General features: G+C 42.5%; 12 protein-coding genes. 8 read left to right on the forward strand and 4 right to left on the reverse strand.

The window, feature by feature from the left end; all coding sequences use genetic code 11:
• The first annotated feature begins 1 nt into the window (after position 1).
• On the forward strand, positions 2 to 607 hold the full coding sequence (gene coaE, locus AABK40_RS01390) for a dephospho-CoA kinase (RefSeq protein WP_338397445.1): 606 nt from the start codon (positions 2 to 4) through the stop codon (positions 605 to 607).
• Positions 608 to 996: 389 nt separating this feature from the next.
• Here coaE and AABK40_RS01395 read toward each other — a convergent pair whose 3' ends face one another.
• Positions 997 to 2,589: a sodium:proton antiporter gene (locus AABK40_RS01395; RefSeq protein ID WP_338397446.1), complete on the reverse strand. Its 1,593-nt coding sequence runs from the start codon at positions 2,587 to 2,589 to the stop codon at positions 997 to 999.
• Positions 2,590 to 3,068: 479 nt separating this feature from the next.
• Here AABK40_RS01395 and AABK40_RS01400 point away from each other — a divergent pair, with 479 nt between their 5' ends.
• The 7 genes from AABK40_RS01400 (at position 3,069) to AABK40_RS01430 (ending at position 11,566) form a co-directional block, all read left to right on the forward strand.
• Positions 3,069 to 3,818: a type III pantothenate kinase gene (locus AABK40_RS01400; protein ID WP_338397447.1), complete on the forward strand. Its 750-nt coding sequence runs from the start codon at positions 3,069 to 3,071 to the stop codon at positions 3,816 to 3,818.
• A complete protein-coding gene (bamG, locus tag AABK40_RS01405; protein ID WP_338397448.1) occupies positions 3,799 to 5,160 on the forward strand; it encodes a BamG family beta-barrel-assembly machinery protein in 1,362 nt (453 codons plus the stop codon). Before AABK40_RS01400 ends, bamG begins: the two co-directional genes overlap by 20 nt.
• Before the next feature lie 12 nt (positions 5,161 to 5,172).
• Positions 5,173 to 6,480: a hypothetical protein gene (locus AABK40_RS01410; protein WP_338397449.1), complete on the forward strand. Its 1,308-nt coding sequence runs from the start codon at positions 5,173 to 5,175 to the stop codon at positions 6,478 to 6,480.
• Between the two features lie 92 nt (positions 6,481 to 6,572).
• Positions 6,573 to 7,163, forward strand: coding sequence for an LPS export ABC transporter periplasmic protein LptC (gene lptC / locus AABK40_RS01415; protein ID WP_332919791.1), 591 nt, complete (start codon positions 6,573 to 6,575; stop codon positions 7,161 to 7,163).
• A gap of 254 nt (positions 7,164 to 7,417) precedes the next feature.
• Positions 7,418 to 8,695, forward strand: coding sequence for a hemolysin family protein (locus AABK40_RS01420; protein WP_338397450.1), 1,278 nt, complete (start codon positions 7,418 to 7,420; stop codon positions 8,693 to 8,695).
• A gap of 345 nt (positions 8,696 to 9,040) precedes the next feature.
• Positions 9,041 to 11,149: a peptidylprolyl isomerase gene (locus tag AABK40_RS01425; RefSeq protein ID WP_332919788.1), complete on the forward strand. Its 2,109-nt coding sequence runs from the start codon at positions 9,041 to 9,043 to the stop codon at positions 11,147 to 11,149.
• Positions 11,150 to 11,293: 144 nt separating this feature from the next.
• A complete protein-coding gene (locus AABK40_RS01430) occupies positions 11,294 to 11,566 on the forward strand; it encodes a DUF493 family protein (RefSeq protein ID WP_332919787.1) in 273 nt (90 codons plus the stop codon).
• Between the two features lie 76 nt (positions 11,567 to 11,642).
• Here the strand turns inward: AABK40_RS01430 and metK are convergent, their stop codons facing one another.
• The 3 genes from metK to AABK40_RS01445 all read right to left on the reverse strand — a co-directional run bounded on the left by metK (position 11,643) and on the right by AABK40_RS01445 (position 14,516).
• Positions 11,643 to 12,899, reverse strand: a complete 1,257-nt coding sequence (gene metK, locus AABK40_RS01435) for a methionine adenosyltransferase (RefSeq protein WP_332919786.1) — start codon at positions 12,897 to 12,899, stop codon at positions 11,643 to 11,645.
• A gap of 147 nt (positions 12,900 to 13,046) precedes the next feature.
• The gene (locus AABK40_RS01440) at positions 13,047 to 13,760 is read right to left on the reverse strand and encodes an SAM-dependent methyltransferase (protein ID WP_338397451.1); all 714 of its coding nucleotides are present in this window, start codon (positions 13,758 to 13,760) and stop codon (positions 13,047 to 13,049) included.
• Positions 13,761 to 14,516, reverse strand: a complete 756-nt coding sequence (locus AABK40_RS01445; protein WP_338397452.1) for an alpha/beta fold hydrolase — start codon at positions 14,514 to 14,516, stop codon at positions 13,761 to 13,763.
• Positions 14,517 to 14,569 lie beyond the last annotated feature (53 nt).

A 14,569-nucleotide genomic window follows, 5' to 3' on the forward strand; every position in this document is an offset into this window, starting at 1 on the left:
AATGAAGATGAAAGTAGGCATTACTGGGGGGATTGGCGCGGGAAAATCTGCCGTTTGTAAATATGTGGAAGTTTTGGGCTATCCCGTTTATTATGCAGACGATCGCGCCAAGGAGATCATCGTCGCGCATCAGACTGTTCGGGCACGGATTATAGCTTTGCTGGGACAGGAGGCTTACACCTCTGAAGGGTATAACCGCGCATGGGTAAGCCGTCAGGTATTTTCTTCACCCGAAAAGCTGGCGAAGCTTAATAGTATTGTGCACCCTGCCGTAAAGGAGGATTTCAGCTTATGGGCATCGGCTCAGACGGCCCCCATAATTTTCAAGGAAGCGGCAATTATGCTTGAGCAAAGTGCTGCCGAGCGGAATGTTGATGTTGTGGTGGCGGTCATGGCACCTCGTGCAGAGCGGTTGATTCGTATTCAGCAAAGGGATCCACAACGCAGTGCATCAGAGATTCAGAAAATTATTGACCGACAAATGCCTGAAGCGCAAATGACTGCCCTGGCAGATGTGATCATTAATAATGGCGATCACGATGCCCTCATCCCACAGATCAATGATTTGATTGCTCATTTAAGTAAATCAGTAGGAAAATTAATTTGATCGGTGTAGAACTTGGTTCTTTTATGTTTTGGGTCGAACAGCTCAAACTGGTCGATCATATCAAGCCGTGGATTGTAAAATACTTCCACATAAAAATCATGCACCAGATATAAATTGACTTTGTGCCTGTAGTACCGGATAGAGACAATGAAAGTCCCGTGAAAATACAAGGTCTTAATTTTATCCCGATATGTTAATTGTCTGAAGTCTTCAAAAGTTTCTAAATGCATCATAACCCGTCTTTACCCGTTGGCACATGATCTGTTAAACGGCTGAAGGGCATTTCTGTTAATAGTCGATCGTGATTGCGCAGGGGCAATGGGTAGGTATGGACAAAAAAAACAGCCTCAGGAATTTCCTGAGGCTGTTTTTATATCAGTAAACTAAAATCAAAATACTTGATAGTAGAAGAATAGCACCCATACCAATACCAGGATTGGGAACAGGATAGGCAATGAGTAACGAATGATGTAACCGAAGAATGAAGGCATCTTGATTCCCTCTTGCTCCGCAATCGATTTTACCATAAAGTTTGGCCCGTTACCAATATACGTCATCGCGCCAAAGAATACGGCGGCAACCGAGATGGCGGTCAGCTCAAAAATACTTGATTCGCCCACATGTAATGTACCTGCAGCAAAGGCCTGAACATCAGCTTGGCTTGAAAGCTCAACACCTTTAGAAGCCATAGAGGCCGCAAGGAAGTTCAGGTAAGTTGGCGCATTGTCCAGGAATCCTGAAAGTGCACCTGTTCCCCAATAAAGAGTGTTGTGGTTGATCATGGCTTGTCCCGCAGGAGACTTAGCAAAGTTTCCTACCAATTCCAGTGCAGGCATCATGGTACCAAAAATACCAATGAAAATAAAGGCAACCTCACGGATCGGTTCGAAATTGAAACCATTACCTTCCAGAGCTTTTTTGTCAGCGAATTTATAAGAGAAGAAAGCTGCAGCCAGCATAATGATCTCTCTTATGAAAGACATTTTTTGTCCATCGTAATGAATTGCAGGAACCCAGTCGAATACGTTAGGATCCAAAAATACTGCGGCAACAACAACAAACAACCAAGCAAAGTTTTTCGAACCAGTGAAGGTGATTTTACCTGAATATACCTGCTTTTTGTTTCCAGTAGTTACGGTAGTCGTTGTGGCATCGCCACCATTAATTGTTTCTTCATTGTAAGCCATTTCAGCTTCCAATTCATTCTTGCTGTTGTTATGACGGTCGAAGAAGTAGAATACGCCTGCCAACAAAATAATCGCAAATGCCCAGGTATCGAAGTTGTTGGTCATGGTCCAGAAGAACGGAACACCTTTCAAGAAACCTAAGAACAATGGAGGATCACCGATTGGCGTCAGGCAACCACCTACGTTGGATACCATGAAAATAAAGAACACAATGTGATATGGCTGAATACGTTGTTTGTTCAATCTCATGAATGGACGAATCAACAACATAGAAGCACCTGTAGTACCGATAATATTGGCGATCACAGCACCCACAAGCAATAAAGCTGTATTGGCCAGCGGAGTGCCTTTTCGGTCTACATTGATCATGATCCCGCCAGAGGCAACATAAAGCCCTGTCAGTAGAGCAATAAACTGCACATACTCAAAAAAGGCGTGTACAGGCCCGTGGGTATTTCCCATAACCAATAAGTAGTAACCGACCACCAGAGCGGCCAACCCTACCGCTACCTTTGGGTAATGGTGGTGCCAGAAATGTTCATAAAATAAAGGACCTGTTGCAATCATCAACAACAATAAAACGAATGGAATCACCGTCCATGCTGGTGCCTGATGGTGATCGGCTTCATGATGACCATCGTCGGCGCTCACCGTCTGATGATCGTCGTGTTGGTGGGCATCAGCAGTAATGGTCGTTGCTGCCGAATTTGGGGCTGATGTAGCGAACGCCTGCTGACTAACGGCCCCCGCAACTGTTAGCACAGAGACTAACAGGAAAACAATAAATTTCTTCATAATCTGCTTTAATCAACTCAAAAAATCCCTCATAATGAATTACAGAGCATGCGTTGATCCTTAATTTAGTTTTAAGTTAAATTATTCCTGATCTTGGAGTTGTAGGTGTTTTTGGAATGTGTACCATTGGCTTTCATCTCAAAAAGTACCTTTAGTACAATAGCGTAAAAAAAAAGCCTTAAGCTATTCTATTATTCTATTTTTAATAAAATAACTCTTTTTTTATTAACGGCACATAAATTTGACGGATTCTAATAAACATTTGCAAGGTAGGAAAAAATCACATTAGCAATCAATTAAAATTTTAACCAGTGATAAAATTCAAATTCATTTGATTGGAACTAAAAGTCTTTATGTACCGGTTGCATGTTGTGTATTATTAAAATTACAGCAAAAAAGACGCCATAAGCTATTTTAGGATGCTTAAAGTCACAAGTTTTTGCATCTTTGTCTAAACAAAATCAAAAGATTCTTAGCGGATGAAAACCGATGAAATGATTAATATTGTATTGGACGTTGGCAACACACGTGCAAAGTTAGGCGTTTTTTTTGCTAATAAATTGATAAAAATCAGTAACAAAGTTGATCGTTTTTCGATTGATCAGCTTTTGGGCGAATACCCGAAGGCCAATATTATTTATAGTAGCGTTGGGCAATTCGATCAAGCGTTGTTCCATGAACTCAAAAAAAGAGCCCACTATTTGGTGGAATTAAAATCATCCACCTCAGTGCCTTTCATCAACAAATATCACAGCCCTCAAACGCTTGGAGTAGATCGGGTAGCAGGTGTGTGTGGTGCCCAGCAGTTGTTTTCTGGCAGACCAGTACTGGTCATCGATGCAGGAAGTTGTGTTACTTATGATCTGATTGACGCCCATAAGGTGTACCATGGCGGGGGGATTTCCCCAGGTTGGAAAATGCGACTCAAAGCCATGCATGAGTTTACCGCAAAATTACCCGATTTGGCGGCCGAAGTGCCAAGTGATATTTTAGGCAAAAATACGGTTGAATGTATGCAAAGCGGTGCTTTTTATGGACTTTTGTCAGAAATGCGTGAAATTATTAGCCACTATCACACGAAATTTAATAACTTGCAAGTCATCATGTGTGGAGGAGATGCTTCCGTGTTTCAATCACATCTCGGTAATTTAAACAATTTTGTGGAGCCTGATTTAGTGTTAATCGGTCTTAATGCAATATTACATCATAATGTCAAAGAAAAGAATTAGTGTTGTAAGCCTTGTGCTTTTATGGATTGCCTGCTCCTTTCAAGCAGCAGCGCAAATGGCTCAAACCCCCTACTCCTCTATGGGGATTGGTAGTCTGAATCCACAGGGATTTGCATCAAATCAGGGGAAAGCAGGCGTTGGAATCGCACAGAGCTCTCCTTGGTTTATCAACAACCTCAACCCCGCGCTGTTGTCAAATGTTAATCTAACCCTTATAGAAGTTGGAGGAAGCTATGATGGCCGAACTGTTCATGACGAGCAATATTCTCAGTTTTCAGGTTCAGGAAACTTGAGCTATATTTCGATTGCTTTTCCAATTATGGCCGGGAAATGGACCATGAACTTTGGTTTTAACCCATATTCAAATATTAATTACCGCATTAATCAAGGTACAAGCCCTGTAATGACGGGTCCTTTGGCGCCAGACGGATCAGCTTATATTTACCGATCGCAGTCACTTCAGGGTGAGGGAGGATTACGAACAGCCTATTGGTCAAATGGGGTTCGACTAAATAAAAATTTCAGTATTGGGCTTAAGGCATCATATTTGTTTGGATTTTATACGAGGGAACAAATTAGTAGCTACCGCGATGAGCGTGCGTTCGATTTGGATCCGAGTGTAGCCGAGGAAGCCTTTAGATTTAGCTATCTGACGGCCTATCAGGATAAAATATCGGTAAGCGACCTTGCTGTTCAGCTTGGTGGGCGATACCGTGGCAAGATTGGCGAGAAAAAATGGTTGAATATTGGTTTGACCTATGATGTTCAAGCCGATTTGTCGGGTTCTCGTGAGATTGCGCTTGAGCGCCGTGTGAGCACTGGTAACCCCTATGCTCCTGAGGTGATCCGTCAGCCGATTTTAGATGACCCAGGTTATACAACTGACCTGCCTGCTAAGTTAGGGGTTGGCCTTGCTTTTGAAAAGGAATATAAATACTCGATCGCCCTGGATTTTACGCAACAGGATTGGAGTAATCATTTGCAAAATTCAGGATCTGATGCTTACTCGTTGGGGAATGCCTATAAGTTAGCACTTGGTGGAGAATTTACACCAGACATGTTCTCGGTGAGAAGCTATTTCTCGCGTGTGGCTTACCGCGCAGGGCTTTCATTTGAACAAACGCCTTATCTAATTCTTAATGATAATGGTGGTTCTACAAATGTTACCGAAATGGCAGTGTCTGCAGGAGCATCGTTTCCTGTAGGTTATAACTTCCTCTCCGTAGCAGGAGCTGCAGGTGTCCGCGATGGCGGAGATAATGCTTTCAGGGAAAATTACTTCCAGATAACGTTGGGAGTAACCTTCAGTGAAAGATGGTTTATTAGAAGAAAATACGACTAATCAATAATAACTATGAAGATCAAATCACTTTTGAGTGTTCTTCTTGTCGCTGGTAGCGTGAGTGCTTCTTATGCACAAGCGGGCTGGAACTGGCCACAAGGGAAAGAGGAAATCGCACAGGAAAAGAACGTAATTTACACCGACAACATGAAGGCGAAAAATTACGAGGCATGTCGTGCGCCTTTAAACTGGTTGATTGTAAATGCACCAGACTTGAACAAATCGCTTTACCAAAATGGAGCGAAAATCTATGACCAATTGGCGCGCAGATCGAAAGATAAAGCGGCTAAGGCAATGTTGCAGGATTCAGCAATGATCACTTATGATTTGCGTATCAAGCATTTTGGTCAAAGAGGTACAGTGCTTGATCGTAAGGCATATTATGCTTATTCATATTACAAAGATCAGCCAGAAAAATATCCTGAGGTTTACGCTATGTTCCAGGAGTCTTTCAAGATTAACGGTGCCAAGGTGCTTGATAATAACTGTTTGGCTTATATGGATTTGGTTCGCCGCTATAAAGAGCAAAGTCCAGATGCCATTACTGACGAACAAGCAACCGTGATTTATGAAGAAATCAGTGCGGTACTTGATCAGAAAGACGCAAAAGGGACGAATGCTGAGAAGTTAGAAGGTATTCGTGAAACAGTTGATAAGCTGTTCACAACGGTTGTAGAAGTAGATTGTGATTTTATCGCAAACACTTTAGGACCAAAATTAGAGCAAGATCCTACAGACTTGAAATTGGCAAAGAACATTTTCAAATTGTCGTTGGCGGGTCGTTGTATGGAAGCACCAATCTTTTTGACTGCTGCAAAGATCATGTTGAAGCAAGAGCCTGATTTCGGTATTGCTAAATTGATCGGTATGAAAGAAAAGCAAGCAGGGAATTACAACGATGCTATGGAGTTCTATAACCAAGCATTGACATTGACTGATGATGGTACCAAAAAAGCACAAATCTATTTGGATATGGCTGGGGTATATGCAAAACAACACTCTAATGCTATGGCACGTGAGTATGCATTGAAAGCCGTTCAGGCAGATCCTTCAAAGAAAGATGCTTATAACATCATTGGTGGATTGTACTTCTCTTCTTTCGAGAAGTGTCGTCAGAACAAAAACAAAGTAGAAGACCGCGCAGTATTTATTGCCGCTTACGAAATGTACCAAAAAGCAGGAAACAAAGGTGGAATGAGCAGTGCTAAAGCGCAGTTCCCATCAATGGAAGATATCTTTACTTATGACATGAACGTTGGTGATCCAGTGAAAATTGGATGTTGGATCAACAAGACTGTCTTGGTTAAAAAGCGTGACTAATCATCAGGCTTGATACAATCAATGAAGCGACCAATATTTTATTGGTCGCTTTTTTTATATCTTTGGGCTATTAAGTATTTTATCATTCCTATATGAGTAGATTTCATTCTTCGACTTTTATTGTGTTGTTGCTGGCAGTTATCGGGTTAAGCGCCTGTCATAAAAAAGATGCCGAAGTAAACCACTTTGTCAAGTATGAAGGCCCCATGATGGAGGCTGACAGTATCCTGACTTATTACAGCGATTCCGCAAGGCTCGTGCTTTCCCTTAATGCTGATAAGCAATTGGAGTATGAAACGGGCGACCGTGAATTTCCCGAAGGCCTGTATCTGGAGTTTTTTAATAAAACTGGGGAAATTGAAGCTACGCTGCGTTGCGATTACTGCTATTACGACAAAGAAAAAACAGAATACAAAGCGCAGGGCGATGTGGTGGTTAAGAATGCGATTTCTGGAGAAAAGCTGAATACTGAAGAGTTGTACTGGAACCCTAAAACCAAAAAGGTTTATACCGATAAATTTGTCCGTATAGAATCTGATGGGCAGATTTTGATGGGGGAAGGACTTGATGCCGACCAGGATTTTACAGAATACCGAATTCGATCCCCTAAAGGGACCATCCTGCTTGATCAGGAAAATGACAGTACCGCAGATTCAACCAACAACACCCGATCAACATTTTAGCATGTTTTCGAAAGCCCTTTTTACCCAGATTATTTTCGCAATTTGCGTGGCCACATTTATAATTGGTGTACATCAACTCATGACCGTCGGTTTTGAGCAATCCTATTTTATCTTTATGTTTAGTGTAGCAAGTTTTTTCGGCTACCTACTTTTGAAAGGAAGAGCGACGGCACCGGAAGATAAATCAGCATCAAAAAATATTCAACAGCCCAAACGTAAAGGGCGAAAAAAATCCAAGCGATAGCCTTTAACTCATGATTGATTCATTAGAACAGCCCATAATCATTGTCATCATTTCCTTGCTTGCCTCTGCCCTGTTTTCTGGTGTAGAGATAGCGTTCGTTTCTGCCGATAAACTGCAGTTTCAGCTCGATGCAAAAAAGGGAATGTTTTCAGGCCGCATATACTCTAAATTCCTGAAGAAGCAAAGTCAGTTTGTGGCCACTATGCTGATCGGTAATACATTTACATTGATGATCTATACGGTGTTTATGTCGCAGATTATCAACGGGCTGAATGATATTTACCACATCATGCCTATTGACAACCCCTTGCTGTTGTTTTTTCTCGAAACAGTCATCTCGACGGTAATCGTTTTGTTTTTGGCAGAGTTTACCCCTAAATCGGTTTTTTTAATTGATCCCAATGGGGTGCTTAAATTATTGGTCATTCCTGTTTGGCTGGTATATCACATCAGCAAGCCTGTCGTAACGACCGTGATGTACCTTTCCCGTTTGTTTATTATTCACATCATGCGTTTGCCCTACAATGAAGAAACAGGCGTACTTGGGCGCACAGAGCTGAGTCAGTTTGTGAGTAACCTCAAAGAGGGTTATGCAGACGAACAGGAGGTCGATTCACGGATCATCAATAATGCACTTGAGTTCAAAACCATTCAGGTGCGGGACTGCCTGATCCCACGGACGGATATTGTGGCTGTGGAACAGAATGATGATATTGAAACTCTCAAGGCCGCTTTTATGGACAGTGGGCACTCCAAAGTATTGGTTTATCGTGATACCATCGATGATATTATTGGTTACTGCCACTCGGCAGACCTTTTCAGAAAGCCCAAAAGTATAAAGGAAAACATGATGGATATTCCCATCGTGACCCAAACCATGCTGGCAAGCGACCTGCTGTTTCTGTTCGTGACCAAGCAAAAGAGTATCGCTGTAGTTGTTGATGAATTCGGTGGTACGGCAGGGATCGTGAGTGTTGAAGATGTGATTGAGGAGATATTGGGGGATATTCGCGATGAGCATGATGAAGAATACCTGGTGGAAGAGGTTCTTGAGGATGATAAATTCATCCTGTCTGCCCGATTGGACATTGATTACCTTAATGATAAATACGACTGGGATATTCCCGAAGGTGAGTATGATACACTGGGCGGATTCATCTTTGCTGAAGCCCAAAAGATCCCTGAGGAGCAAGAGGAAATATTCACCTCTATTGGTGTTGTTTTTATTGAATCCAAGAAAGACAATGGCATCGATGTGATCCGATTGGATCGCTCGGCAATGGACTAATGCAAAAATATGTTTGCATTCTCAAAATAATAAAAAATATAATTTGGTAAATATTCTTTTATTTTGGCTTATCTTCGAAGATCGTTAAACTGAATTTTGGATGTTAAACGCTTGAATTAAGTGCGAAATATCCACCGAATAGGCCCTTGATCGTAATTTTTTGACAATACGATACAGAAAAGGTTTATTTTCAATGGTTTTTTACCGATATTTCGAACCAAAATTTTTTAGAGAGGAAGATGGCTTGGTGTAGGTTGGGATTTGTTTTTTTGCCTATTTGGTCCTTCTCAATATTGAAATAAATAAGAAATAATATTCGTTGCGCTTTTTAGATTGTGTTAAACAATGGCTTTAATTAACAAAATACGTGAAAAATCGGGCGTCGCTGTGGGTGTAATCGCAGTGGGCCTATTAGTTTTTATTGTTGGTGGAGACCTGATGGGTCCTAAGTCTGGTCAGAAGGACGAACGGAATGTGGGGGAAATCGCAGGAAACACCATCCCACTGGACGTTTATCAGAAACAGATAGAAGACCTCAAGTACAACTTCACTAACAGCTATGGTCGCTTCCCTACGGAAACAGAGATGAACTCTATCCGTCAGCAAGCATGGGACCTTATGGTTGTAAAAGAATCCTTCAAACAAGAATATGACGCTGTTGGCGTGAATGTTTCTGATGAAGAATTGGTGGACATGGTACAGGGTAAAAACATCAGCCCTCAGATCCGTGCCTCATTTACTGATCCTAAAACAGGGCAGTTTGATAAAGGTGCAATTGTTCAGTTCTTGAGCCGTTTGGGCCAAATGCCTGCTCAGCAACGTACACAATGGAATGCTTTTGAAGCTTCTTTGATCCCTGCGCGTAAGCGTATCAAATTCGATCATTTGTTGCAAGGTGCCAACTACATTACAGATGCAGAAGCACAACAACAATACCGAGCAGAGAACGAAGTTGCTGAGGCTAAATATTTGTACATCCCTTACTATTCTGTAAGTGATTCAGCGGTTGCGGTATCTGACAGCGAGTTGTCAAGCTACTTGAATGACCACCAGAAGCAATATCAAACAGATGCTTACCGCTCTTTGGAGTATGTAACATTCCCTATTGTTCCTTCTGCGGCAGATTCAGCAGATTTCTTCAAAGATATGCAAGCTTTCAAAGCTGAAATGGCAACGGTGCCTTCAGTAGAGGAAGATTCGATTTATGCTTCGGCTAACACCGATTCTAAAGCACCTTCTTTCGGTACTTATACCGTAGATCAATTGCCGATCATCTTGCAGTCCAATGAGAAAATCTTGAAAAAAGGTGACATCTTGGGACCATACAACGATGGTGGTTTCTATACATTATATAAGATCTCTGACGTTGCTACTGATGGAGCAAAATCAGCTCGTGCATCGCACATCCTGATTCGTGCTGAAGACAGCACACCAGCAGCTAAAGCAAAAGCAAAGAAAAAAGCAGAAGGTATCCTTCGTGCGATCAAGCGTGGTGCTTCATTTGAAAAAGAAGCTCGCGAAAATTCAGCAGATCCTTCAGCATCACGTGGTGGTGACTTGGGTTGGTTCTCTGAAGGCCGTATGGTGAAGCCTTTTGAAGATGCTGTATTCTCTATGAAAAAATCGGGTGTTTATGCTAAAGTGGTAGAAACACAATTCGGTTTCCATATCATCAAAGTAACTGAAGCGCCGATTGCTAAATCGTTTAAAGTAGCGACTGTTCAGCGTGAGATGATCGCTTCTGATGAAACACGTGATAAAATCTTCCGTCAGGCAGATAGCTTTACTGCTTCAGCAGGTGACTTGAACGAGTTCCAGGCGGCAGCGAAAGAAAAAGGATACCGTATCCAGACAGCACCAACTGTAAATGCTAACGATCGTCGTTTGGGTGCTATCGCTGATGCACGCACAGTAGTTAGCTGGGCATTCCGTGATGCAGCTATGGAAGAAGTTTCTGATGCTAAAGAGGCGGGCGATAATTACATTGTTGCAGCATTGACTGGCGTTGTTGAGAAAGGTACTGCTCCATTGTCTACCGTGAAAGCGGAGATCACTGATAAAGTGAAGAAAGAGAAGCAAGCTGAAGTTATCATGAAAAAGCTGAAAGGTGGTTCATTGGATGAAATGGCAACTGCTTACGGTTCGGATGCTAAAGTTTACGAAGCATCAGACTTGAAAATCTCTTCTAACATTTTGCCATCTGTTGGTTTCGCTCCAGAGGCTGTAGGTACTATCTTCGGATTGAAAAATGGTGAGATTTCTAAGCCTGTAAAAACAGACAACGGTATCTTGGTTGTTCAGACAATCGCTAAAACTGAAGCTCCTGAAATTGCAGATTACAGCAAGTTCAAGAAAGAGTTGGAAGCAAAATTGGATAACCGTGTATCTTTCAACATCAGCGAATCTTTGAAAGAGGCTGCCAATGTTAAAGATCAACGTTACCTATACTACTAAGAATTAAAGACAGCCACGGCTGTTAAAATATAATAAAACAGCCTGCTGATCTTTATCGGCAGGCTGTTTGTATTTAGATGCAAAATGGAACCGAGGGGTGCCTAATTGCCGTACAAGACGTATAATTAGATAAAAAGGAATATTATGGCAGATGATTCGTTTTCGTTCGAAGACTTTAAGGATAAGCTGGAGCAACAGTATGATTTCCCGACAAAATATACATTTAAGTTTATTGTGCCAGTAGCGCAGGTAGATCGCTTCTTTGAAGAGGTTTTCCCTAAGAAGATGGTGGAAGAAAAGCAGTCCAAGACAGGCAAGTTCTCGTCGTTTACGGCCCGTTTTTCTGTTCGTTCTTCTGATGAAGTCATTGAAATTTACAAGAAAGCTACCGTAGTACCAGGGCTTATTTCTTTATAAGCGGCAGGTTTTAATGAGTAGGTATAAAAAAAAGGCATCCGATATGGATGCCTTTTTTCATTGGTATGATCAATAATTAAAGACCGAATTCCGCCTTAATTTTATCTACATAATCTAATTTTTCCCAAGTGAAGGTTTCCACTTCTACCTCTACATCATCAGTGTATGGGCTTGGGAAAACAACTTTCTTCACCTCTGGCGTACGTCCCATGTGTCCGTAAGCTGCCGTTTCCTGATAGATTGGGTTACGAAGCTTCAAGCGTTCTTCAATCGCAAAAGGACGAAGGTCGAAAATGCCTTCAATTTTACGAGCGATCTCGCCGTCCGACAAGTCAACTTTTGCTGTTCCGTAAGTGTTCAGGTAAACGCCTGTCGGGCGTGCAACGCCAATGGCATAAGATACCTGCACCAAAACTTCTTCAGCAATGCCTGCCGCTACCATGTTCTTAGCGATATGGCGTGTCGCATAAGCTGCTGAACGGTCCACTTTGGAAGGGTCTTTTCCTGAGAATGCACCACCACCATGAGCGCCTTTTCCTCCGTAAGTATCTACGATAATCTTACGGCCAGTTAGTCCTGTATCGCCGTGAGGGCCACCAATCACAAACTTCCCTGTTGGGTTGATATGATATTTGATGTCGTCACCGAACAATGCCTGAATGTCTTCAGGGAAGCTGGCCAATACGCGAGGAATCAAAATGGTTTTGATGTCCTGTTCGATTTTCGCCAACATTTCCTCATCTGAATCAGCAAACTCATCGTGCTGTGTAGAGACGACAATCGCCTCGATACGCTCTGGTTTGTTGTCGTCAGAATACTGTACAGTTACCTGAGATTTTGCATCAGGACGAAGGTAAGGGATTTCCGTTTCTTCACGGCGGAGATCAGCCAACACGCGCAACAAGCGGTGAGAGATTTCCAACGCCAACGGCATGTAGTTTTCTGTTTCGTTGGTCGCGTAGCCAAACATCATTCCTTGGTCTCCCGCTCCCTGGTTTTCACGATCTTCACGATCAACACCACGGTTGATATCATCAGACTGCTCGTGAATGGCAGAGATTACCCCACAGGAGTTACCATCAAACTGGTATTCACCTTTGGTATAGCCTATTTTATTAATAACATTACGGGCGATATGCTGAACATCCAAATAAGCTTGGGATTTCACCTCTCCCGCCAATACAACCTGTCCTGTCGTAACCAAAGTTTCACAAGCTACTTTGGAGTTTTTATCGAACGCTAAGAAGTGATCGATGAGTGCGTCAGAAATTTGATCGGCAACTTTGTCAGGGTGTCCTTCAGACACAGACTCTGACGTAAAGAAATATGACATAATAATTATGATTTTAGGATTTTTTGAACTCGGCACGGGGACCAAAATCGCCTTGGATTCTCACCAAGAAAAACACTCCCACACAAAGAACATTAAAGTTTTTTCCAAAACATAAAGGTAAGTAAAATTGCAGTTACTCAATACCTTTTATGCACTTAATACAAAAATTGTCGGGAACTTACCAATTGATAGCTTTACCTTTTTCCATTCAGCAATGGTTTTGGTCATGATCATTTCGTCTTGTCCCGAAACATCTTTGGCGATACAGAGCTTTACATTGGCGCTGCAGGTTTTTACGAGATCAGCAAACAGATGATCGTTCCGATAGGGCGTCTCCATAAAAATTTGCGTCTGATATTTTTCGCGTGCAGTAAGTTCCAGTTTTTTGATGGCATCAATGCGGCGCTTTTTATCAATCGGCAGGTAGCCACTGAAAGCAAAGTGCTGCCCAGAGAAGCCCGAGCTCATCAGGGCCATAAATAAGGACGATGGCCCTACCAATGGTACCACCCTGATGCCGTGTTTGTGGGCGTATTCTACTGCCAGAGCGCCAGGATCTGCAATGCCAGGGCAACCTGATTCTGAAATAATGCCGACATCTCTGCCGTCCATTACAGGCTTCATCAGCTGCGCCAGTGCGGCATCTTTGGTCTTTTTGTCCAATACTTCCAATTCCAGCGCTTCAATGGTCAGTCCAAGCTTGAGGCTTGAGATGTAGCGCCTTGCAGTGCGAAGATTTTCTACGAGATAATAAGAAGTATTTTTGACGATATCCCGAACCTGTGGGGCAATCATTGCTTCGGCGGTGCCGTCAGCAATTACATTGGGAATCAGGAATAGTGTACCTTTATTTTTTGACATTTATATAAATTTTTGAATCGCTTTAAGAAAAGCTTCGGGCTGTTCGGCATGAATCCAGTGCCCAGCATTTTCTATTGTTACAACGTGTGCTTCAGGAAATTGATTTTTGATCAGGGCAGTATCTTTTTCCATGATATAATTGGAAAGTGCGCCCCGAATAAACAGGCTTTGGCCGTCGTAACCCAATTGTGGGTCGAGGGCCGCAACAACATTTTCGATCTGGTCTTTAAGTACCTCCAAATTGAATTTCCAGCGAAAGCCTTCTTTACTTCGGGCAAGGCCTTTGAGTAAAAATTGGCGAACACCGATATCCTTCAGGGACATTTGAAGCGCTGCGTCGGCCTCTCCCCTGCTTTTCAGGGCTGTCAAGTCCACACGCTCCAGGGCTTCAATAATTTCGTGATGATGCACAGGATATTGCTTTGGGGCAATATCTACCACCACCAGCTTTACAACTTTATCAGGATTTTCTGCCGCAAACTGCATGGCTGTTTTTCCTCCCATGGAATGACCTATGATTTTGGCTTCTTCAATGTTGTGTTCTTCGAAAAAGGCAAGCAGGTCATCTGCCATTGCTTCATAGTTATGATCTTGTGCGTGGGGGGAATTTCCGTGGTTGCGTTGATCTACAAGGTAAACGGTATGCTGTTCAGCCATTACTTTGGCGAACGTCATCCAGTTATCAAGTGAACCAAAAAGGCCGTGCAGGATAATCAGCTTTGGCCCCTGCCCCAATTTTTTAAAGTTGAGTTGCATGGAAAAGGTGGGTTTTAGGGTTGTGTCAAAATTTGAAGTGGGTGATCAGTGAT

Origin of the sequence: Persicobacter psychrovividus, from assembly GCF_036492425.1 — a bacterium.
Lineage (GTDB): Bacteria > Bacteroidota > Bacteroidia > Cytophagales > Cyclobacteriaceae > Persicobacter > Persicobacter psychrovividus.

Bases quoted from the DNA above. Each gene is read 5' to 3' on its own strand.
- metK (WP_332919786.1), bottom strand. From the start codon at position 12,899: ATGTCATATTTCTTTACGTCAGAGTCTGTGTCTGAAGGACACCCTGAC.
- coaE (WP_338397445.1), top strand. From the start codon at position 2: ATGAAGATGAAAGTAGGCATTACTGGGGGGATTGGCGCGGGAAAATCT.
- AABK40_RS01430 (WP_332919787.1), top strand. From the start codon at position 11,294: ATGGCAGATGATTCGTTTTCGTTCGAAGACTTTAAGGATAAGCTGGAG.
- AABK40_RS01400 (WP_338397447.1), top strand. From the start codon at position 3,069: ATGAAAACCGATGAAATGATTAATATTGTATTGGACGTTGGCAACACA.
- AABK40_RS01410 (WP_338397449.1), top strand. From the start codon at position 5,173: ATGAAGATCAAATCACTTTTGAGTGTTCTTCTTGTCGCTGGTAGCGTG.
- AABK40_RS01425 (WP_332919788.1), top strand. From the start codon at position 9,041: ATGGCTTTAATTAACAAAATACGTGAAAAATCGGGCGTCGCTGTGGGT.
- bamG (WP_338397448.1), top strand. From the start codon at position 3,799: ATGTCAAAGAAAAGAATTAGTGTTGTAAGCCTTGTGCTTTTATGGATT.
- AABK40_RS01445 (WP_338397452.1), bottom strand. From the start codon at position 14,516: ATGCAACTCAACTTTAAAAAATTGGGGCAGGGGCCAAAGCTGATTATC.
- AABK40_RS01420 (WP_338397450.1), top strand. From the start codon at position 7,418: ATGATTGATTCATTAGAACAGCCCATAATCATTGTCATCATTTCCTTG.
- lptC (WP_332919791.1), top strand. From the start codon at position 6,573: ATGAGTAGATTTCATTCTTCGACTTTTATTGTGTTGTTGCTGGCAGTT.
- AABK40_RS01440 (WP_338397451.1), bottom strand. From the start codon at position 13,760: ATGTCAAAAAATAAAGGTACACTATTCCTGATTCCCAATGTAATTGCT.
- AABK40_RS01395 (WP_338397446.1), bottom strand. From the start codon at position 2,589: ATGAAGAAATTTATTGTTTTCCTGTTAGTCTCTGTGCTAACAGTTGCG.